Source organism: Xanthomonas sp. NCPPB 3569, from assembly GCF_041475645.2.
Classification (GTDB): Bacteria; Pseudomonadota; Gammaproteobacteria; order Xanthomonadales; family Xanthomonadaceae; genus Xanthomonas; species Xanthomonas phaseoli.
In genome coordinates, this window is sequence record NZ_CM192969.1 from 1,130,624 (window position 1) to 1,151,622 (window position 20,999).

Sequence of the window (20,999 nt, forward strand, 5' to 3'; positions counted from 1 at the left end):
GCGCCAGCCGCCAAAATCGGCGGCGGCTGGCTGTCATGCCTTGATATGCCTTTGATGCTATAGCGAAGGCAGCAGGTTCCATACGACGTGCGTGGCTGCCGTGGCTACAGTCGCGCCATGACCTTGTCTGCGCCTCCTTCGTCCAAGCCGGCAGTGTTGTTGTTGTGCGGGCTGCTGTGCGATGCCGCCATCTGGCAACCGCAGCGCACCGCGCTGCGCGATCTGGCCGATGTGCAGGTGATGGATTTCGCTGGCTTCGACAGCATTGCGCAGATGGCCGCGCATGTCTTGGCCGTTGCGCCGCCGCAGTTTGCGCTGGCAGGACATTCGATGGGCGGGCGGGTCGCGCTGGAAATCATGCGCCAGGCGCCCGCGCGCGTGCTGCGGCTGGCACTGCTGGATACGGGCATCGCGCCGCGCCGCGAGCGCGAACGCGAAGAACGGCTGGCATTGGTGCGACTTGCGCATGCCCAGGGAATGCAGGCGCTGGCGCAGCGCTGGCTGCCGCCGATGCTGCACCCCGATCACCGTGCCGATGGCGAATTGATGGATGGCTTGATGGCCATGGTGCAGCGGCAAAGCGCGCAAAGTTTTGCCGGGCAGATCAACGCCCTGCTGGAACGCCCCGATGCGGCGCCGGTGCTCGCGCACATCACATGCCCGACGTTGCTGGGCGTCGGGCGGCAAGACGCGTGGAGCCCGTTGGCGCGGCACCAGGACATGGCGCGACACATTCCGCAGGCGCGGCTGGCGATCTTCGAACACTGCGGGCACATGGCGCCGGTGGAAGCACCCGCTGCCGTCAGCGACGCGCTGCGCGACTGGTTGCAGGCCGCGTGATGGCGCACCCGCCCAACGCGTGGCACGAGGTGGCCACTGCTGCGCAAACACGCAATCCGCCGGATATCGAGAGTGCTTTGGTCACGCCTTGAGGAACGCTGCATGCACGAAGACGTTTCGATCATCATTGCCTGCGAGCAAGCGATCCGCCGGTTCGCGCTCTACAACGATCGCCATGATCATGCCGGTCTCGCCGCGTTGTTCACCGACGATGGCGTGTTCGCGCGCCCCAGTGCACCGGATGCGCCCGTGCGGGGGCGCGAGGCCATCTTGCAGTCGTTTCGCGAGCGTGCGCCGCGCACCACGTGCCACCTGATGCTCAATACCTTGGTCAGCGTCCAGTCGCACACGCTGGCGCATGCGCACAGCCACGTCCTGCTCTACACCGCTGACGCTACCTCCGCAGCGCCGCCGTGGACGGCGCAAGCGCCGGCATTGCTGGGCAGCTTCGAGGATGTGCTGGTGCTCGAGCAGGGACGCTGGTTGTTCCAGCAACGGCTCGGGTCACTGCTGCTGCGGGTCGGCGCCAGCTGAGTCGGCGCATCCGGGCGGCAGACAACTTCTTGACTCACCGCTGTCCTGACGGCGCATGCCGCGTGCCGCCGTCTTCCAGTCCCACGTTCTCCCCCTCCCCGTCGCGTTGCATCGCAGTCATCCATTCCCTTTGCATCGGAGATTCGCCTAGTGGAACGCGTCCGTTCGTCTGCTCGTTGTGGTTCGGTGTTGCCGCGTGCGCTGTCGCCTCGTCAACCTGCATTGATCATCGCTGCCTTGCTGGCCGCAGCGTCGCCGGCAGCGTGGGCGCAGGCTGTGCCGGAAACCGCGGCGCCACCCCAAGGCATCAATCTGGGTGGCACCAGTTTCTTGGATGGCTTCGGTTCCATGCAGCCTGGATGGACGGCCATCGAGTATCTGCGCTACTACGATTTCGACGCGATCAAAAATGCCAACGGCAACAATTCGCCGGCGTTCCGCGACCCCAAGGTTGGCGTCAGCGTCGCATTGACCCAGCTCATCTATGTCACGCCCTACACCTGGAAAGGCGGTTCGTTGAGCTTCAATGCGATCGTGCCGCTGGTCAATTACGACACCTCCGTCGCTGCCGATAGCCCGGTGCGCTTGAGCAGCAATGGCTTGGGCATGGGCGATATCTCGTTCGGGCCGGCGCTGCAGATGCCACCGGTGATGCGCGATGGGCGGGTGTTCTTCTTCCAGCGGTTTGCCATCGATGCCTTCGCGCCCGTGGGCAAGTTCGATCGCGATATCGCCATCAACCAGAGCACCGGTTTTTGGTCGGTCGCACCGCATTGGGCCTTCACCGTGCAACCCAGCGACACTTGGGAAATCAGCGGGCGGCTGAATTATCTCTATAACTTCCGCACCAGCCGCGCAGGTGGCGTGCCGCCGATTCCCGGGTTCCGTTTTCGCAATGGCCAGGCCGGCGATGTGCTCTGGGCGAACTTCGCCAGCTCGGTCAAGGTCACCGAGCAATTGCGTCTGGGCATCAACGGGTATTACCTGCAGCAGTTGAAGAACAACCGCACCAACGACCAGAGCGTCCCCGACAGCAAGCGCAGGCAGTTCTATGTTGGCCCCGGGTTGTCCTGGCGGTTCGACGAAAAGAACCTTCTCAACTTCAATGTGTACCTGCCCATCGAGGTGGAGAACTCGGTGGCAGGCAATAGCTACAACCTGATGATCGTGCACTCGCTGTAACGCGCGCCGGTCATGCATCCCGCATTGCCGCCGCGGCGGTGCCGGCGATGCGGGATGACGCGGATGCGATGCGTCATGCGAACGAGCTCGCGCTGGTGGCCTGGCCTCATCGCTCAAGCGGGATGCTTGGCACGCAGGGCATCGACGAGCAAAGCGCTCGTCTCACAGTCCCATGCTGTGCCGTTGCGTGTTGGCATGTTCGCGGAACAGCAATTCGGCGCGTGCGCCATCGCGTTGTTCGATGGCCGAGACAATGGCGCCGTGTTGCCTGTGCCCGTAAAACAGGTCGTCGTAGGCGAGCGCAGCAGTGCGTTGGCCGAACACGACGTTGACCGGGCTGACGAACGGCACCAGTGTGCAGCGTTCCACGGTTTCGGTCAGGATCGGCTTGTTGGCCGCCTCCACGATGGCGCGATGGAAACGGGCATTCATTGCGCCATACGCCTGCTCGTCGTCGGCACAGAGATTGCGGCTGGCCAGGATGCGGTCGCCTTCGCCCAGGCAGGCGTGCAAGGTGGCGAGCAACTCGGCGGCGGCGCCCCGTTCGGCGATGGTGCGCGCGGCCATGCCTTCCATCACTGCGCGCACCGCCAGTGCATCCAGGCTTTCCTGCTGGCTGAAGCGCCGCACGGCGTAACCACGGCTGCCTGCCTGCACCAGCAGGCCTTCCTGACATAACGCCGGCAGGGCCTGACGGATCGGCGTGCGCGAAATCGCCAGGCGCTCGGCCAGCGCGGCTTCGGTGACACGCTCGCCCGGCGCGAAGGTGCCGCACAGGATCAATTCGCGTAGCTGCTGAATCGCTTGCAATCGGTGGTTGTTCGCCATTGGCTCCATTCTCTCGCGCCATACCGCAGCGCACGTTCCTTCGACAGGGAAAACTTGCAATCACTTGTATAAAAACCTTGCGGATGAGATCGCTTGATGGCAATTTGGATCCCAAGGATACCGTTTTGGCAATCCGGAGTCGTTGGTCGTCCTTTGTTGGGATCCATTGCGTTGCAGATCCCCAATCACCCACTGACGCGCGCCTGCCCTGACCGGGGCCCGGCCCGCGTCGCAGGAGCGGAACATGGCAAGCATCATCGGCGGTATCGGAACCTCGCACGTTCCCACCATCGGGGTGGCCTACGACAAGGGCAAGCAGCAGGACCCGGTGTGGAAGCCGTTGTTCGACGGCTACACGCCGGTGGCCGCGTGGCTGGCCGAGCAGCAGGCCGACGTGCTGGTGTTCTTCTACAACGACCACTGCACGACGTTCTTCTTCGATCTGTATCCCACCTTCGCGCTGGGTGTGGGCGAGCGCTTTCCGGTTGCCGACGAAGGTGCGGGGCTGCGCAACCTGCCGCCGATCCGCGGCGACGTGCAGTTGCAGGCGCATATCGCCGAATGCCTGGTCAATGATGAATTCGACCTGACGGTGTTTCAGGACAAGCCGATCGACCATGGCTGCGCGGCGCCGCTGCCGCTGCTATGGCCGCATGTGCCGGACTGGCCGGGCACGGTGGTGCCGATCGCCATCAACGTGCTGCAGTACCCGCTGCCGACGGCGCGGCGCTGCTATCGCCTGGGCCAGGCAGTGCGCCGCGCGATCGAATCGTATCCGGAAGATCTTCGGGTGGTGGTGGTGGGTACCGGTGGGCTATCGCACCAGATCCATGGCGAGCGCACCGGGTTCAACAACACCGAATGGGACATGGAATTTCTGGACCGGTTCCAGCATGCGCCCGAGACCCTCACCGATCTCACCCACACCGATTACGTGCGCCTGGGCGGTGCGGAGAGCGTGGAGCAGATCATGTGGCTGGCGATGCGCGGCGCGCTGGATGGGCCGATCCGCAAGCTGCATCAGAACTACTACCTGATGACCACCACCGCGATGACCGTGGTGCTGTACGAGCCGGGCGAAGAAGCGGCTGGCGCGCCGCGTTCGGCCGATCTGCTCGCGCGCGCTGCCGCTGCGGCCTGAGGAGGTGCTGATGAATCCGCAAACCAAGGGCATGGAGCAGATCGGCGGTACGTACCTGTTCGATCTGCGTACCAGCAATCGCGCGCTGCGCCTGAACCGCTTTTTCTGGCACATGATCCGCGCGCCGTGGCGGGATCGTTTCTTGCAGGATGCAGAAGTTCTGATGCAGGAAGCCGAACTCACCGAGCAGGAGAAGGCGCTGATCCGTGCGCGCGACTGGCTGGGCCTGGTGCAATACGGCGCCAACTTCTTCGTCATCGAAAAATTCGCGCGCGTGGTGCGCATGACCAATCTGCAGGTCTACGCAATCATGCGCGGCGAATCGTTCGAAGACTTCATGCAGACGCGGCGTGTGCCCCATGCGCGCTGAGCTGGGCGCAGTGGCCGTGCGCCGCATCGTCGCGTTACCCGACTTCCCAACCCAAGGTCTTCCCCAATGACCATGTCATCCGTGTTCTTCGAACACCGCATCAAGGTGCGGCACCTGCGTGTCATCGAGGCGCTGGACCGACAGAAAAGCCTGTTGCGCGCCTCACGCGTCTTGAATGTCACCCAGCCCGCGCTCACGCGCGCCTTGCAGGAGATCGAAGAGATCGTCGGTGCGCCGCTGTTCGAGCGACATTCGCGCGGCGTTCGTCCCAATGCGATGGGCGAGGTGCTGGTGCAGACGGCGCATGTGGTGCTGGGGCAGCTACGACGCGCGCAGGACACCTTCGAAGGGCTGCTGCAGGACGATGCGCTCACGATCACCGTGGGCGCCTTGCCGGTGGCGGCCAGCGGTTTGCTGCCGGCGGTGCTGGCCGCGCTGTATCGCACCGAACCGACGCTACGGGTGCGCCTGCTGCATGGCCGCACCGATGAGCTGTTGCCCAAGCTGGCCGGTAACGAGATCGATCTGGTGGTCGGGCGGTTGTATCCGCTGGCCCGCTACGATGCATTGATTCGCAAGGTGTTGTACCAGGACCCGATCGCGCTGGTGGCGCGCAGCGACCACCCGCTATTTACCAATGGGCCGGTACGCATTGCCGAGGCGGTCGCGTACCGGCAGGTGCTGCCGACCCTGAGCCAGCATGTGGAACGCGACGTGGCGCAGGTCATGCGCGAGCATGGTCTTGCAACGCGCGACCAGTTGCGTTCCAGCTCGGCCAGTTTCACACGCGAAATCCTGCTCGGTACCGACAGCATTGCGGTGATGCCGAGCATGATGGTGGCCGGCGACATCGCACGTGGCGAGTTGCGTGCCTTCCAGCTGCAGCAGCCCTCGCAGGCACGCGCAGGAGGGGTGATCTATCGCGATGGCGCCGCAATCCACAAGCCCGGCGTGCGCTTGCTGATGCGCGAGCTGGAGCACCAGCTGGCCCTCATGGCCGAGCAGGGCGCGGTGTGGGTGGACGACCGCGTTGGCGAAGACGATGTATTGCTGGATGCGTCTGCGTGAGCGCATAAGGCTGGCGCAACGCGCAACGCTTGGCGATGCATGCTGGATTGCATCGACGCCCAGGGGCCATTGAGCGTGGCTGCATACATCGGAACGTGCGCCGCGCCACAGCAACGGGCAGCCCAGGCTGCCCGTCGTGCCGTTGGCGGTGCGCATTCGCGCCCATGCGACGGCACCTCAGGTGTCACTGGCCAAGGTGTCCTTCAAGCGCGCTTTTTGTAATTTGCCGGTTGCCGTGCGCGGCAAGGCGTCCACCACGCGCAGATGCTTGGGCACCTTGTACTTGGCCAGGCGTGCGGCCAGATAGTTGCGGATCTCCTCCAGGTCCGGTGCCGCAGCGGCCGGCACGATCGCCAGATAACCTACCTCGCCCCATTGCGGGTCGGCCAGGCCGACCACCGCGCACTCGCGGATGTCCGGGTGGTCTGCGAGCAACGCTTCGATCTCTGCCGGATACACGTTCTCGCCGCCGGAAATGAACATGTCTTTCTTGCGGTCGACGACCCAGAAGAAACCGTCGGCATCGCGCTGCACGATATCGCCGGTACGGAACCAGCCCTGCCCATCGAGCACGTCGGCGCTTGCCTGCGGATCGCGCCAGTAACCGGGGCTGAGGTTGGGGCCGCGCAAGAGCAATTCGCCGGGAACGCCCGCTGGGCAGTCGTTGCCGTTGTCATCGACCACGCGCGTGCGCACCGATGGCGTCGCGATGCCGGCCGCGCCCAGCTTGTTGCGGATCACATCGCAATCCACCGACATGCCGAACACCGTGCCGGCTTCGCTCATGCCGAAGCCGCAGACCATCGGGATGCCATCGTCCAGCCAGCCAAGCAGATCGTCGCTGGCGTGCGGCGCGCCACCGCTGACCAATGCGGTGAGATGGCGCAGCGCTGCCGCATCGAAGCCGGGCTGTTGGCGAAATGCCTGCATCATCTGCGGCACGCCGACGTAATGCGTGATTCCCAGCGATGGATCGGCAAGCCAGCCCAACGAGCGTTTGGGCTCGAAGCCATTGGAGACCTGGATCGAACCGCCCACCGCCAGCGCCGAGCGCACATTGGTGACCAGGCCGATGATGTGAAACATCGGCGCTTCGCACAGAAAGCTGCTGCGCGCATCCACGCGTGTGGTGACGCCGAAGTTATGCGCGGCATGCCGCAGGTTCTGCTCGCTGAGCATCACGCCCTTGGGCTGGCCTGAAGTGCCGGAGGTAAACAGGATCAGGCTCACACGCTCCGGCGGAATCGATGGCGTGTCGGCAGGCTCCAGTGCATCGGCGCTCCCGATAAAACCTGCCAGGCTTTCCATGTCCGTGCGACCGGCAGCGACATCGTCGCCCAGCAGCACGCGCGGCTCTGCGCGTTGCAGTAGCGCATCGAGCTCGCTTGCGCTCAACCGCCAGTTGAGCGGGACATAGATCGCGCCGACCCGCCCGCAGGCAAAGTGCAGGGCCACCTGCCAAACCGAATTGCGCGCCAGCACCGCCAGCCGCTCGCCATCGACGCAGCCACGCCGACGCAGCAAGGCCGCCAGGCGGCCCACCAACGCATCCATTTCGGCGTACGTCCATTCCAGGCCCTGCACCAAATCGCGTGCGGCAAGCTGTTGCGGCGAGAGACGGGCGTGGAAGGCGATCGAGTCGGTCGGCATGGCCATGGCGCGGTCTTCTGGAAGAGTGGGAGGTGACTGGGTGTGGGTGCGGGTGCTGTGTGCGAAAGGTTGAGACGTCGCGCAAAAACGTGGTGCGCGAACGGCCGGTGCCGCCACACGCATGCCGGCGCACGGCAGGCAAGCAGTGTGCAATCGGTTGCTGGTGTGCATGCCAATACCCAGGCAGGCGCGCGTTGCTTGGGCTGTGCGCTAGCTCAGGTAGACGGTCTTGGTTTCGAGGAAGGCCTGCAGGCCTTCGATTCCGCCTTCGCGGCCGATGCCCGAGTGCTTGAAGCCACCGAATGGCATGCTGATATCGACCCACATGCCGTTGATTGCATGACTGCCGCTGCGCACGCGGCGCGCGATGCGATAGGCGCGTTCGGCGTCTTCGCTGTAGATGGTGCCGTGCAGGCCGTAGTCGCTGGCATTGGCCTTGGCGATGAGGTCGGCGTCGTCGTGGTAGTCGATGAAGCTCACCACTGGTCCGAAGATCTCCTCGCGCGCAATGGTCATGTCCGGCGTCACCTCGGCAAACACCGTCGGCTCGACGAAGAAGCCGCGCGACAGGTGCGCCGGGCGGCCTCCACCCATGACCAGGCGTGCGCCCTCGGCCTTGCCCTTGGCGATGTAGGACTGCACACGTTCGAGCTGGCGGCCAAGGGCCAACGGGCCCATGCCGGTGTCTGCCGCAAACGGGTCGCCCAGTTTCACGGCGCTCAATGCCGCGCAATACGCCTGCAGGATTTCTTCGCGGCGCTGCGCCGGCACCAGGACGCGGGTCAACGAGAAACACACCTGTCCGGCGATCGGCATGGAGTAGGGCACCAGGCTGGGCAGCACCTTGGCGAGGTCGGCATCTTCAAGCACGATCGCTGCCGATTTGCCGCCCAGCTCCAGGCCAACCCGTGCCAGACGCTCGGCGCAGGCAATGCCGATCGAGCGGCCGGCCTGGGTAGAGCCGGTGAAGCTGACCTTGTCCACGTGCGGGTGGCGGATCAATTGCTCGCCCACCTCGCAGCCGGCGGGGAGCAGGTTGAACACGCCATCGGGCACGCCGGCGGCGCTGATGCACTCGGCCAGGATATAGGCATCGATCGGGGTTTCCGGCGAGGGTTTGGCCACCACCGTGCAGCCGGCAGCCAGCGCGGCGGCGACCTTGTAGCACAGCAATACCAGCGGCGCGTTCCAGGGCGTGATGGCGGCGACCACGCCAACCGGCTCCTGCACCACATGCACGCGGCCACCATTGGGGCGCACGCGCGGTTCGACGAATGCGTGGGTGGCAATCAGATCGGCGTAGTAGTCGAATAAATCCGGCGCCTGCTGCGACGCGCGCCTGCTGAAGCCGATGGTGGCGCCCACCTGGCCGGTCCATGCTTCGGCCAGCTCCGGCATGCGTGCACGCAAGTGATCGGCCACCCGCTTGAGCACCACGCTGCGCTCTTGCGCGGAAAGCTGCGGCCAGGGGCCATGGTCGAACGCGCTGCGTGCAGCAGCGATGGCCGCTTCGGTATCTGCGTGCGAGGGCTCGGTGTAGCACAGCAGCGGTTGTTCGGTGTGCGGCGCGATCACATCGACAGTGCGATCGCCGGTGCTTGCGCGCCATTGCCCATCGATGAACAGGCCCAGGGGACTGCGCGCGGCGATCCCGCGCAGCGTTTCGGATAAGGCTTCCATACTCCCTCCTCGGTGCAGAAAACCACTGGCAGCGCCAGCGATGCACGCGCAACGCGCACCGCTTGGACGCCGTAGGACGCGCTTACGCTCGGTGCTTGCTGAGGTCGTACTCGCCCAGGCCAGGCTTGTAGCTCTTCTCGTCGATGAACTGACGGATGCCTTCCTTGCGGGCGTTGTTGTCGAACGAGTTGGCCGCTTCCTGCATGCGCACCAGGTAGTCTTCGGCCTCGTCGTAGGTCATGGTGCCGACGCGGCGTACCGCATCCTTGGCGTACTTGAGTGCGACCGGGTTCTTGCGCAGCAGCAGCTCGGCCACTTCGCGGGTGCGGGCTTCCAGGCGTTCCAATGGCACGCTTTCGTTGACCAGGCGCCATTCGGCAGCCTTCTTGCCATCTACCATTTCACCGGTCAGCGTCATCCACATCGCATCGCGCATCGACAGTAGTTCCACCGCGACCTTGGTGACGCCACCACCGGGCAGGATGCCCCAGTTGATTTCCGACAGGCCAAATTGCGCCTCATCGGCGGCAATCGCCAAGTCGCAGGCAAACAGCGGGCCGAAGCCACCGCCGAAACACCAGCCGTTGACCATGGCGATGGTCGGCTTCTGGTACCAGCGCAGACGACGGAACCAGCCGTACGATTCGCGCTGCGAGCGCCGCACGCCACGCAGGCCCTGCGCTTCGGTTTCGCGGAAATATTCCTTCAGGTCCATGCCCGCCGACCAGGCGGTGCCTTCGCCGCCGAGCACCAGCACGCCGACGTTGTCGTCGAACTCCAGCTCGTCCAGCACGTCCATCATGCGGCGGTTGAGCGCCGGGCTCATCGCGTTGCGCTTGTCGGGGCGAGCGAACTTCACCCAGGCGATGCGGTTTTCGATGCGAACCGATACCACGTCATGCTCGTTCAAGCGGCGTCTCCTTCGAGTCGTGAGAGTGCTGATGCGTTGATGGGCTCAGAGCGCTTCGGCCAGCGCGGTGTCTGGTACGGCGGCGCGCTCCAGTGCAGCGCTGGCGTTCAACTTGCAGAGCAGGCGCAGCAGGGTTTGTTGCTCGCCGGCCTGCAGGCCGGTGCAGGTGCGTTCGCCCGCGCGCGCCAGGCAGCCCTGTGCAACCAGCAGCGTGCGCTCGCCCGCGTCGGTCAGGTACAGGCCCTTGCTGCGACGGTCGCGGCCGGCAAGGCGTTCGATCAGGCCTTGCTCGGCCAGCGCATTGGCGATCTTCATGCCGGCGGCGCGATTAACCAGCAGCCGGTTGCCCAGCTCGGTCTGGTCGCAGCCGGGTTGATCGCGGATGTGGATCAACGCGGTCACGCGCGCCGGGGTCAGCTGCAGTTCGGCCAATTCCTGGCGCGCGGCGTGGCTGGAGGCCAGGGCGGCGAGTTGCAGCTGGTAGCCAAGGTCGGCGGCAAGTGAGAGGCAAGCGGTCATCGATCCGTCCAGATTGTATCCGTCAAATACAATCTAGCCGACCGAAGCGGGCGCTGCAAGAGGGGGCGAAAGCATGATGCGAAGCACAGTGCGCGGCTGCGTAGTAGCGCCGCGCCTGCCGTTACGACGATCAGCGAATCAGCCAGCCGGCGAGCTGTTCGCGGGTCAGGTACCCGCTGTGACGGGTGTCGAGCGCGTCGAATTCATCGGCCAGGGCAGGGTTGGCCTGCGCCTCCGCACGGCTGATGCGGCCATCGCCATCGGTATCCATGGCTTCGAAATCGATGCGATAGCTGCCGACCACGCTGCTGGGCTGGATCGAACGCACGATCACGCTGGATTCCCCGCGCGGGCGTTCCAGTTCGGTTTGATGGGTGACCTCGCCACTGGACAGCGGCTGGGTGCGGATGGCACTGGGCACGTCGATCAGCGGCATGCTGCTGGCCGGCGTCGTGGGCGCCTGTTGCGCCTGTGCGGCAGTGCAGAGCAAGAGCGACAGCGTGGAAACGAGTGTGGCAAGACTGCGGGTAGTCATCAGATCCCCCTGATGCGGAACAGCCCACAATCATAGGGCCTGGCGGCCTGTTGCGCTGGGCGTGACGGCGGCGCTGCGCTTGGCGGCCGGGATACGTTGCTGGAGTGTCACAAGCGGCGAACATGCCTTGTCGCGCTGCTGCGCAGTCAGCGTGAGGCGAGCACTGCGCATCGCATCGCGCAGTGCTCTGGTGAGCGCCACTCAGCCGGGGATGAAGGGGAACACGATCTTCAGCAACCCCTTCAGGCCGCCCTCCGCCGTGCTCGTCACCGCCTTGGCACCCAGGCTGTTGAGTGCCCGGCGCACGTCGTCCCAGCGCACCTGCGCGATGTCCTTCTTGAGCAGGTCCGACACCTCTTCTGCGATGGGTGTGAGTTTCTGCAAAGCGCGCACGGTGGCTTGCGGATCCGGTTGCAGGTAGCCCCAGCGCTCGGCGATTTTCAGCAGCGTGTCGAAACGCACCGCGACCACTTCGCGGTTGCGTTCGTACACCGGCAGCGCACCGACATCCAAAATGGCTTGTTCGAACTGTTGCGCGTCGTCGGGGTGTTCGATGCGCACCGCCAAAAAGCCTTCCTTGCGGCTGCGTTCGCTGACATGTTTTGCGCCGGAGCGCAGATTGTCTTCGGTGAGCACGTTGGCGACGATCCGCTGCATCGCCGCGTCGCCCTCTTCGGGCACCAGCGAGCGCCAACGCGCATAGCCATCGCGCCGCAGCGCCTTGACCTTGGCCGACGTTACCCGCAACTGCAATGCGACCGCCGCGTTGGAGCTGTTGCGCGAGATGGCGCCATCGCGTTCGAGCAGCACGAAGATCAACAATTCCAGGTCACGCTTGGTCAGCGACTGAAACCCCTGCAACAGGGTCAGGCGCAGAAATTGGCTGCCGAAGGCGGCCGCGTCCTTCAATTCGATCGGTTGCATGGGGAGTCCTCCACAGGTGACCTGCAGCATGCCAGGACGCTGTTGCGCGGCCTGAGAACCAATGCGACGCACACGCCAGTTTCAGTGTCCGGTTTCGCGCCCGCGACGATCGGACCTGAACGTTTCAACTGCGCCACGATCCTGCAAGGTGACGAACACCTGCTTGCCATCGGCACCGCCGAAGGCCACGTTGCTGGCCTTGCGTCCCTTCAATGCAACCGTGCGCAGCAGCTTGCCCTGCGGCGACACCACTGCAATCTGCCCGGCATCGTAGCGGGCGATGTACAGATTGCCGTCGGCATCGCAGCGCATGCCGTCCATGCCGAAATCGGCAAAGCTGATCAGCAGCCGTTTGTTGCGCAGGCTGCCGTCGCTGCCACGGTCGTAGACCCACACCTTGCGCGACATGCTTTCGTTGACATACAGGTGCTTGCCGTCGGGGCTGACATCCAGGCCGTTTGGCGTGGTCATCCCTGCTTCCAGCAAGCGCACCGCGCCGTCGCGGCCGATGTGCCACAAGCGCCCGCCATTGTCCTTCCAGTTCGGATCGCTGGCGTAGAAGCTGCCATCGGGCGCCAGCGCCAGATCGTTGGGGCCGTCTGCTTCGGGCAACGCCGCAAAGGTACTCACCGCGCGCGTTTGCATGTTCACCTGCAGGATCTTGTGGCCGGTGTAATCGGCGACATACATGGTGCCGTCGCGAAAGCGGATGCCATTGCCGGTGCTTCCCGCGGGCAAGGTGACGAACACCTCGGCACGTGCGCTGCCGTCTGCCTGCAGCGCGATGCGCGCGATGGTGCCGTCCTTGCCCAGGTTCACCGCGTACAGCGCGCCATCCGGACCAGTCGCCGGGCCTTCGGCATTGTGTGTGAATGCGCCATCGCCGATCAGATCGCGCGCAACGAAGGGTGTGTCGGCAGCGATGGCGAGCGAACTGGACAACAGCAGTGCCAGCGGCAAACAGCGAAGATGGGCAGCGAGGGTCATGCGCAATGCTCCGGATGTGATCGCCAGCAGTGTGCCAGAACGTGCAGCGCGACCATGGCGGTGATCACACCCGATCAAGTAAGGTGCGCGAGCAGTACGCCCACACCCGCGAAGGAGGTTTGCATGTCCGTGGAATCGATCACACGTCGCCGCTTGCTTGCCGCCTTTGGCGGTGCAGGCATCCTGCTCGCTGCACCGACGTGGGCAGTGCCGAAGAAAAAGCCCGGAAAACCGCTCAATGTCGCGTTGGTCGGGTTGGGAAGTTATGCCAGCGAACAGCTCGCGCCCGGCCTGGCACTGACCAAGCATTGCAAGCTCGCCGGGATCGTCACCGGTACGCCGTCGAAGATTCCGCAGTGGCAATCCAAGTACGGCATCGCCGACCGCAATGTCTACAACTACGAGAACTTCGATCGTATTGCCGACAACGACGACATCGATGTGGTGTACATCGTCACGCCCACGCATCTGCATGCACCACTGACCCTGCGTGCGGCTGCCGCAGGCAAGCATGTATGGTGCGAAAAGCCGATGGCGATGCATGCCGGTGAATGCGAGGCCATGATCGCTGCCTGCAAACGCAACAAGGTGGCGCTGACGATCGGCTACCGCATGCAGCATGAACCCAATACGCGGCGCGTGATTGCGATGGCCAGCGAGAAACCGTTCGGCGCGATGCAGCGCGTGCGTGCCGAGGCCGGGTACAACGGCTACCAAGGCACCGCCAAGGCCGATCGCCCGTGGCGGTTGCGCTCGCAGTTCGGTGGTGGCGCGATGTACGACATGGGCGTGTATCCGCTCAATGCCGCCCGCTATACAACCGGCGCCGAGCCGCTGGCAGTGACGGCCAAGCGCTGGACCGACCGACCCGATCTGTTCGATGAAGTCGACGAGCACATGGACTTCACCCTGGAGTTTCCCAATGCGGTGCGCGCCGAGTGCAAGACCAGCTTCGGCAAGAACATGAATGTGTTGCGCGCCGAATGCGAGCGTGGCTGGTACGAGTTGTCGCCCTTCCAGAGCTACCAGGGCGTGACCGGCAGGGCCAGCGATGGCCGCGTGTTCGACGCCAAGGTGCCGCATCAGCAAGCGCTGCAGATGGACGAAGACGCGCTGGCGATTATGAACGGCACACCATTACGTGCACCGGGCGAAGAAGGTCTGCGCGACATCCGCATCGTCGATGCGATCTACCGTTCGGCGCGCGAGGGCAGCAAGCGCATCGTGCTGTAAACGAGCCGGTTCCGGCGGCCAAGTGCCGCCGGGGCCACCGCAATAGCAAGCAGCGGCCCAGAGCCGCCAGGCATGGCAGCACACAGCGGCCAACACATATCCCGACTGTGGAGCGAGCAAGCGGCCAATCAGCCGCGGTGCGTCACGCCCGCAATCAATGGCCGACAGCCGCAAGCAGCACACCAGCGGCAACCCGCGGCCGCAGACATGTCGATTCAGTGAGAAGAGCAAGCGTCAATTTCGCAGAAGCGAGCCGCGCCAGTCGGGAAGCAATTTCTACTACAAGGCACGGGACAACCATCACGAGGATTCCCGCTGCACGCCTCAGGCGCGCTTCAAACGCTCAGAGCATCGCTGCAGGAATGATTCAAACGCTCAGTGAACGTTGCGCGGTGGTCGAAGGAATCGACGACAGCATACACAGCCGAACCGGCCAACTGCTTTTACGATTCCCGATTCCCGAATCCCGAATCCCGGCCTCACTCCCGCATCGCCAGTACCGTGATCTCCTCGCGATCGTGATACAGCTGCTTGGCGCGCACGATCAATGACTTTTCTGCCTGTTGCTCGAACAGGTCCAGGCATAGACGGGTCTCGTCCCAGCGCTTTTTCATCGGCAGCTTGAGGTTGAAGATGGTGTTGCGGCACCAGCCTTCGCGCACCCAGGTGGCCATGCGTTCGGCCACGCGGCGCGGTTGCTCGACCATGTCGCAGACCATCCAGTCCAGCGGTTGCGCAGGCTTCCAGTGAAAGCCGTCGGCACGCAGATGCTCCACCAGCCCGGTCTCCAGCACATGCTCGCGCAGCGGGCCGTTGTCCACGCTGGTCACGTGCACGTGCTGCCGCGTCAGTACCCAGGTCCAGCCGCCGGGCGCAGCGCCCAGATCGGCTGCGCGCATGCCCGGCTTGACCCGTGTGTCGCGTTCTTCGGGCGTGAGCAGCGTCAGCAGGGCTTCGTCGAGCTTGAGCGCAGAGCGCGAGGGCGCTTCCGGCAGCAACTTCAGGCGTGGAATGCCCAGTGGCCACGGCGCGCTGTCGGCGCTGTCGGCCATCGCCAGTACGGCGTGGTCGCCGTCGAGAAAACAGACGTGCAACCGCGGTTGGCGCAGTTGCGGCTTGTCGGTGAGCAAGCCGGCCTTGCGCAGGGCCGGGCGCAGCGCATTGCCGAAGCTGCGCGCCAGGCCCGCCAGCGGCTTGCCCGCGTCCGAATCCGGGTGTTCCACCCACAGATCGCCAAAGCGCTGCTGCCCGTCCAGCGCGGCCAGGATCGGCGTGATCCGGTCCTTGGGGTCGATGCCCTTCAGCTCGGCAATCACCACCAGCTTTTGCCGGGCGAAGATCAACTCGCGCCACTGCAGTTTTGCTGCAAGTTGCGCGGCGTCGTCGCAGACGAACAGCACATAGCCATCGTTGCGCTGGGTGCGCGCATAACCGGCGATGCCGACGAATGCCGCGCGCGCGCTCAGTTCTGCGGCCAGCTCAGGTTCGAAACCCTGCCGGCAATAACACAGCAGGCCGCTCATCGCTGCACCTGCCCGGCGCCCATTGCGCCTGCGACATCAATAATGGTCACCGCCGCCCTCGCCGTAGTTGCGCAGCACGGTACACGCCTGGTCGCGCAGCACGTCGCGCACCACCTCGATGCCGCGACGGGTCAGTTCGCCCACCCAGTCGGCCGGCAACGGGCCTTCGTCGAATTGCGTCAGCGCCATCACGTCGTCGGCGCGCGCGCCGATCAGCAGGCGATCGATGCCGGCCCATACGGTGGCGCCGTAGCACTGGCAGCACGGCTGCGCGGAGGTGGCCAGCGTCACCGGCGACAGCACATCGTTCAAGCGTGGCGTCTGCAGGCGCTGTTGCGCGAGCATGTAGGCCATGTTTTCGGCATGCGCCAGCGAGGTGGTCTGCGGCACCACGCGGTTCACTGCCGCGGCGATGATGCGGTGGTCCGGGCCGAACACCACCGCGCCGAACGGGCCGCCGCTGCGCTCGCGCACATTCATCCGTGACAGCTCGATCGCCAGGGCCACCTTGTCCTCATCGCTGGGATAGGCGCGGCTGTCGTCGACATGCGCGTGGATCCAGTCGGGCAGGGTGAGGTGGACGTGCGCGTAGAGCATCAGTGGACCATGTCTGTAGGGGGAGTGGCGGGGCGCAGTGTATCGGCCTGCGCGTCCTTTGCGGCACATTGGCCGGCCACGCACTGGCAGGCGCTGATCTCGCGGAAGCCGCACACGCTCATCATGCCGCCAGCCTGGCATTGCGCCAGCACGCCTTTGGGGTCGGTGGCGCTGTTGACGTTGACGCAGGCCGGAAACGCACCGCAACAGTTGCCGACATTCTTCACCGTGCAATCGGCATCGGTGCGGCAGGTGGCGGTGACGATGACCGCCTTGCCGGTTGCCGGGCCGCGTGTCGCGCCGGTCGCCGCAGGCGGCGTGGCGGTATCGGCCGGTGGTGCGGCCACGCAGCCAATCGACCCAAGACAGGCCAGCAGCAATAGCGTGCTCAGACACCGGGACAAAAGACGGGACATGCGGCCGCTCCGATCAGGATAGGTGAGCGGCCATGGTAAGCCCCGGATGCGCGGAATGTGGCGCGCGCAGGATCAGCGACAAGATCCCGCAATCCAGGTCATGCGCGCGTTGAGGCTGATGACGCTGGCGATGGCGTTGGGTGTGACCGGGACATGCCTGCAGTCTTGGAGCAGCTAACAAAACCATTGTGCAGCCCCATGCGGGCGCGGCCGATGCTCGAATCGGCACGTGCCACGCGTCCACTCCGGTTCCTCCGTACCGTCCGCACCCACCTGGCGACTGCTCGATACGTGTTGTCAGCCGCTCTTGGTGAAGTCAACGCCGTCTGCGCAGTGACCGGTGGCAGCGCGTGGCAAGGTCCAGTTGCTGCATGCTTTCGTCGCGGCGATCGCTGGGCAGATCGTCATCTAGCCGACCCGGAAGCAGCGTACAGAACACCTCGGCCGGAGTCGCCGCGTCCGAGATGGGCGGCTGCGGCGAGCAGGCCGCCAGGCCGATCGACAGCGAAAACACCGCGCCGCGCAAGATATTTGCAGGTGGGCGTAAGCATGGTTGCGGGAGGCACATGGCAGCATCGCTGGCTGACACAGCCTGCACTCTAGGCCGCCGCGTGCATCAGGTACCGGCGTCATTTCGCTTGCGCATGCAGTGCTGCGCACCACAGCACGCCGACCAGCAGGCAGGCGATGGCGGCCAGCTCCAGTGGCGTGGGCAGGCGCATTTCCCAGGCGAAGCCGTACAGCAGCGCAAAGACCGTCTCGAACACGATCATCTGCCCGACCAGGGTCAGCGGTAGCACGCGACTGGCACGGTTCCACAGCGCGTTGCCGATGATCGAGGCCAGGATGCCCAACAACAGCGACACGCCCCAGAAACTGGCCCACTCGAGCGGTGCATGCGTTGCACTGCCGATCAGGGCCACCGGTGCCAGCAACAACGCCAGTGCGCTGGTGACCACGCCGGTGAGCAACGACCAGTCGCCGCCGGACAGATCCGGGCGCCGCCGCAACCAGCGCGCATTGGCGATCGAATAGGCCGACCACGACACCAGCGCACCCGCCGCACACAGCAGGCCGGCGATCCGGGTCAGCCGATCGCTTGCCTGCTGGCCGGAGTCGTCCTGCACGGTATCCAGTGCCACCAATGTCACGCCGATCACGCACAGCACGCAGGGCGCGGCCAGACGTCGCAATTGCACCGCACCGGCGGCCCGCGTCCCGATCACGGTGACCACCACCGGCAACAGCCCGATGATCAATGCCGTTGCCGCGCCGCCTGCCCACTGCACGGCGCTGCCAAGCAGCACGTAATAAACCAGGTTTCCCATCAGGCTCAAGCGCACCAGCGCCCACCATTCGGCAGCGCCCAGCCGGGCAGCGGTCTGCCGCGCGCGGGGCGCCAGCAGCAAGGCCGCCACGGCGCCATACGCGAGATACCGCGCCACCGCCAACTGCAGCGGCGTAAAAGCGCCCAGCAGTTGCGGTGCCAGAAACACCAGCCCCCACAGCGCGCCTGCGCCGATTCCGCAGGCGACACCCACCATCAAGCGTTCACGCATCGTGCCGTTCCTCAGGGCGTGTATTGCAGCGTGCCGTGCGGCAGGGCGTTGATCAAGGCGAGCGCTGCAGACAGATACAACCCCGCCACGCCGCAACGGTGCGCTGTTCCAGCCGCTGTGATGTCGTCGGTCACACGCACCGCGCCGCGTGCGAACGATGGCGTTGCGCAATCAGTGGGATGGCGTCGCAGCACCTGCGCGACCGCCACGATCGTGATGGTCTGCAGATCCACGGCATGGCGGCCAGTCTGCTGCGCATCGGCGCTGCGGCGGCGAGGGTGCGTGATAACGCAGATGCCGCCTCTGCAGCCGCACAGCCGCCGACCGATCTCGCTGGCAGCGACGCCCTGCTTGCAAGAGCGCCGCTGGCTGTCCTGCGCGCTTACTTGGCCCAGGTATCGCGCAAGGTCACGCTGCGATTGAAGACCGGTGTGGCCGCACTATGGTCGCGACGGTCGGCAACGAAGTAACCGGTGCGTTCGAACTGGAACGCCTGCTCGGGCGCTGCCAACGCTGCACCCGGCTCCACGTAGCCGCGCACGTTGCGCTTGGATTCGGGGTTCAGGTAATCGCGGTAGGTCTTGCCTTCGGATTCGTCGTCGGGCTTCTCCACCGAAAACAGGCGGTCGTACAGGCGGATTTCCGCTTCCACCGCGTGCGCGGCGCTGACCCAGTGGATGGTGCCCTTGACCTTGCGGTTGGCACCTTCCATGCCCGGTCGCGATTCCGGATCCAGCCAGCCGCGCAGTTCGACGATCTCGCCGTCGGCGTTCTTGATCACCTCGTCCACGCGCGCAATGCCTGCGCCGCGCAAGCGGATTTCGCCGCCCGGCACCAGGCGCTTCCAGCCCTTGGGCGGAACCTCGGCAAAATCCTCGCGCTCGATCCACAGCTCGCGCGCGAACGGCACCTCGCGTGTGCCAAAGCTGTCGTCCTTGGGGTGGTTGGAAAATTGCAGCGTTTCGGCGTGGCCTTCCGGCAGGTTGGTCAGCACCAGCTTGAGCGGATCGATCACGGCCATGCGGCGCGGCGCCGCTGCGTCCAGATCCTCGCGCAGGCAACCTTCCAGCACCGAGAAATCGATCAGCGAGTTCTGCTTGCTGATGCCCACGCGGTCGACGAACAACCGCATCGCCGCCGGCGTGTAGCCGCGGCGGCGCAGGCCCTGCAGCGTGTACATGCGCGGGTCGTCCCAACCGTCCACCAGTTGCTCTTCCACCAGCGCGGTGAGCTTGCGCTTGCTCATCACCGTGTAATTGATGTTGAGGCGCGAAAACTCGATCTGCCGCGGCTTGGCCGCTTCGCGCGGCAAGCCCTTGTCCAGCAGCGGCTGCAGCAGTTCCGGGTGACCGGCCAGGTCCACCTTGTCCACGCACCAGTCGTACAACGGGCGGTGGTCTTCGAATTCCAGCGTGCACAGCGAGTGGGTGATGCCTTCCACCGCATCGCCGAGCGAATGCGCGAAGTCGTACATGGGGTAGATCGGCCACGCATTGCCGGTGTTCTGGTGCTCCACATGCTTGATGCGGTACAGCGCCGGGTCGCGCAGGTTGATGTTGCCGCTGGCCATGTCGATCTTGGCGCGCAGCGTGCGCGCGCCGTCGGGGAATTCGCCGGCACGCATGCGCGCGAACAGCTCCAGGTTTTCTTCGACGCTGCGCTCGCGGAACGGCGAATTGCGGCCGGGCTCGGTCAGCGTGCCACGGTACTCGCGCACCTGTTCTGCGGACAGGTCGCACACGAACGCATGGCCATCGCGAATCAGCTTCTGCGCGGCTAGGTAATACACCTCGAAATAATCCGAGGCGTGGCGCAGTTGCGCCCACTCATAGCCCAGCCAGCGCACATCGTCCTGGATGGCGACCACGAACTCGGGGTCTTCCTTGGCCGGGTTGGTATCGTCCAGGCGCAGATTGCACAGCCCCCCGAACTCGGCCGCCAGTCCGAAATCCAGGCAGATCGCCTTGGCATGGCCGATGTGCAGGTAGCCGTTGGGCTCGGGCGGGAAGCGGGTGCGGATGACCGTGTGCTTGCCGCTGGCCAGATCCTCGCGGACGATCTGGCGGATGAAGTCTTTCTTCTCCGCCGGGGCGGTGGCGTCGGTGGCTAGGGTCTCGGACATGCGCGCATCAGCAATAGGTAAACCGCAAGTTTAGGCGGTGGCACCGGATAGGGGTAGGCGCGGGCGGCGGCGGGGTGCCGTCTGGGCGTCGATTTGCGTGTGGCCTGGTGCCCAATCGCCCCTGCAGGCCGTGCCGGGGTTGCGTGGGTTCTGGCGTCGCCTGCCTTCACGCTGCAACCCACCGGCACGCCAGGCGGCGCCGACGGACCAGGCGAGCAGGCGCGGTCGGAGCGCCCTTCGCGCAACAACCGCGGTGCCAAAGCCGCTCTCGCCTCACGCTTGGCTTCTTCGCGCTGTTGATCCGCAAACACGGCCTTGCGCGCGTGCTGCAGGACAGGGCATGCCGTGCGGCCCGGCATGGCTGGCGGGCATCGGCCGCGA

21 protein-coding genes and 1 other RNA gene are annotated in these 20,999 nt (G+C 65.2%); 8 read left to right on the forward strand and 14 right to left on the reverse strand.

The annotated features are described in order from the left end of the window. The first annotated feature begins 117 nt into the window (after positions 1-117). From ACCQ03_RS04720 to ACCQ03_RS04730, 3 genes are all read left to right on the forward strand, one after another. Entirely contained in the window at positions 118-840 is a 723-nt protein-coding gene (locus tag ACCQ03_RS04720; protein WP_057680024.1) for an alpha/beta fold hydrolase, read from the forward strand. A gap of 102 nt (positions 841-942) precedes the next feature. Next, a complete protein-coding gene (locus ACCQ03_RS04725) occupies positions 943-1,374 on the forward strand; it encodes a nuclear transport factor 2 family protein (RefSeq protein WP_057680025.1) in 432 nt (143 codons plus the stop codon). A gap of 150 nt (positions 1,375-1,524) precedes the next feature. Then, the gene (locus ACCQ03_RS04730; RefSeq protein ID WP_057680026.1) at positions 1,525-2,556 is read left to right on the forward strand and encodes a SphA family protein; all 1,032 of its coding nucleotides are present in this window, start codon (positions 1,525-1,527) and stop codon (positions 2,554-2,556) included. A 162-nt stretch (positions 2,557-2,718) separates the two neighbouring features. Here the strand turns inward: ACCQ03_RS04730 and ACCQ03_RS04735 are convergent, their stop codons facing one another. Beyond that, the gene (locus ACCQ03_RS04735; RefSeq protein WP_017157302.1) at positions 2,719-3,393 is read right to left on the reverse strand and encodes a GntR family transcriptional regulator; all 675 of its coding nucleotides are present in this window, start codon (positions 3,391-3,393) and stop codon (positions 2,719-2,721) included. Between the two features lie 235 nt (positions 3,394-3,628). Between ACCQ03_RS04735 and ACCQ03_RS04740 the strand changes: the two genes are divergently transcribed. The 3 genes from ACCQ03_RS04740 to ACCQ03_RS04750 all read left to right on the forward strand — a co-directional run bounded on the left by ACCQ03_RS04740 (position 3,629) and on the right by ACCQ03_RS04750 (position 5,963). Beyond that, entirely contained in the window at positions 3,629-4,525 is an 897-nt protein-coding gene (locus tag ACCQ03_RS04740) for a gallate dioxygenase (RefSeq protein WP_017157301.1), read from the forward strand. Positions 4,526-4,535: 10 nt separating this feature from the next. After that, a complete protein-coding gene (locus ACCQ03_RS04745; protein WP_057679205.1) occupies positions 4,536-4,895 on the forward strand; it encodes a protocatechuate 3,4-dioxygenase in 360 nt (119 codons plus the stop codon). 66 nt (positions 4,896-4,961) lie between these two features. Next, complete coding sequence (locus ACCQ03_RS04750; protein WP_017157299.1) at positions 4,962-5,963, forward strand: LysR substrate-binding domain-containing protein; 1,002 nt, start codon at positions 4,962-4,964, stop codon at positions 5,961-5,963. Between the two features lie 177 nt (positions 5,964-6,140). Here the strand turns inward: ACCQ03_RS04750 and ACCQ03_RS04755 are convergent, their stop codons facing one another. The 7 genes from ACCQ03_RS04755 to ACCQ03_RS04785 form a co-directional block, all read right to left on the reverse strand. Next, positions 6,141-7,619, reverse strand: a complete 1,479-nt coding sequence (locus ACCQ03_RS04755) for an AMP-binding protein (protein ID WP_209225657.1) — start codon at positions 7,617-7,619, stop codon at positions 6,141-6,143. Positions 7,620-7,823: 204 nt separating this feature from the next. Next, positions 7,824-9,293: an aldehyde dehydrogenase gene (locus ACCQ03_RS04760; RefSeq protein WP_057679203.1), complete on the reverse strand. Its 1,470-nt coding sequence runs from the start codon at positions 9,291-9,293 to the stop codon at positions 7,824-7,826. Between the two features lie 82 nt (positions 9,294-9,375). Then, positions 9,376-10,203, reverse strand: coding sequence for a p-hydroxycinnamoyl CoA hydratase/lyase (locus tag ACCQ03_RS04765; protein ID WP_008572593.1), 828 nt, complete (start codon positions 10,201-10,203; stop codon positions 9,376-9,378). A 45-nt stretch (positions 10,204-10,248) separates the two neighbouring features. Next, positions 10,249-10,722, reverse strand: a complete 474-nt coding sequence (locus tag ACCQ03_RS04770) for a MarR family winged helix-turn-helix transcriptional regulator (RefSeq protein WP_017159099.1) — start codon at positions 10,720-10,722, stop codon at positions 10,249-10,251. A gap of 130 nt (positions 10,723-10,852) precedes the next feature. Then, positions 10,853-11,257 (reverse strand): EF-hand domain-containing protein, encoded by a 405-nt coding sequence (locus ACCQ03_RS04775; RefSeq protein ID WP_057659524.1) that lies wholly within the window; start codon positions 11,255-11,257, stop codon positions 10,853-10,855. Between the two features lie 201 nt (positions 11,258-11,458). Beyond that, positions 11,459-12,181, reverse strand: a complete 723-nt coding sequence (locus tag ACCQ03_RS04780) for a hypothetical protein (protein WP_209225655.1) — start codon at positions 12,179-12,181, stop codon at positions 11,459-11,461. Positions 12,182-12,262: 81 nt separating this feature from the next. Beyond that, positions 12,263-13,168 (reverse strand): SMP-30/gluconolactonase/LRE family protein, encoded by a 906-nt coding sequence (locus ACCQ03_RS04785; RefSeq protein ID WP_057679201.1) that lies wholly within the window; start codon positions 13,166-13,168, stop codon positions 12,263-12,265. A gap of 123 nt (positions 13,169-13,291) precedes the next feature. On the opposite strand from ACCQ03_RS04785, the gene ACCQ03_RS04790 reads away from it, so the two are divergent. Further along, a complete protein-coding gene (locus ACCQ03_RS04790) occupies positions 13,292-14,401 on the forward strand; it encodes a Gfo/Idh/MocA family protein (RefSeq protein ID WP_039570772.1) in 1,110 nt (369 codons plus the stop codon). Positions 14,402-14,880: 479 nt separating this feature from the next. Here the strand turns inward: ACCQ03_RS04790 and rlmM are convergent, their stop codons facing one another. Genes rlmM through ACCQ03_RS04805 form a run of 3 tightly spaced genes read right to left on the reverse strand, consistent with a single transcriptional unit; the run spans position 14,881 to position 16,868 of the window. Continuing rightward, entirely contained in the window at positions 14,881-15,924 is a 1,044-nt protein-coding gene (gene rlmM, locus ACCQ03_RS04795; RefSeq protein WP_017157292.1) for a 23S rRNA (cytidine(2498)-2'-O)-methyltransferase RlmM, read from the reverse strand. Positions 15,925-15,960: 36 nt separating this feature from the next. Next, the gene (locus tag ACCQ03_RS04800) at positions 15,961-16,521 is read right to left on the reverse strand and encodes a nucleoside deaminase (RefSeq protein ID WP_039570775.1); all 561 of its coding nucleotides are present in this window, start codon (positions 16,519-16,521) and stop codon (positions 15,961-15,963) included. Next, positions 16,521-16,868, reverse strand: a complete 348-nt coding sequence (locus ACCQ03_RS04805) for a hypothetical protein (RefSeq protein ID WP_237377094.1) — start codon at positions 16,866-16,868, stop codon at positions 16,521-16,523. Before ACCQ03_RS04805 ends, ACCQ03_RS04800 begins: the two co-directional genes overlap by 1 nt. A 296-nt stretch (positions 16,869-17,164) precedes the next feature. Here ACCQ03_RS04805 and ACCQ03_RS04810 point away from each other — a divergent pair. Continuing rightward, positions 17,165-17,240, forward strand: a non-coding RNA gene (locus ACCQ03_RS04810) — sX9 sRNA. Between the two features lie 326 nt (positions 17,241-17,566). Here ACCQ03_RS04810 and ACCQ03_RS04815 read toward each other — a convergent pair. From ACCQ03_RS04815 to ACCQ03_RS04825, 3 genes are all read right to left on the reverse strand, one after another. Continuing rightward, positions 17,567-18,496, reverse strand: coding sequence for a DMT family transporter (locus ACCQ03_RS04815; RefSeq protein WP_209225653.1), 930 nt, complete (start codon positions 18,494-18,496; stop codon positions 17,567-17,569). Positions 18,497-18,507: 11 nt separating this feature from the next. Continuing rightward, the gene (locus tag ACCQ03_RS04820) at positions 18,508-18,729 is read right to left on the reverse strand and encodes a hypothetical protein (protein WP_057679196.1); all 222 of its coding nucleotides are present in this window, start codon (positions 18,727-18,729) and stop codon (positions 18,508-18,510) included. A 149-nt stretch (positions 18,730-18,878) separates the two neighbouring features. Next, positions 18,879-20,618, reverse strand: coding sequence for a glutamine--tRNA ligase/YqeY domain fusion protein (locus ACCQ03_RS04825; RefSeq protein ID WP_150145576.1), 1,740 nt, complete (start codon positions 20,616-20,618; stop codon positions 18,879-18,881). Between the last annotated feature and the right edge of the window lie 381 nt (positions 20,619-20,999).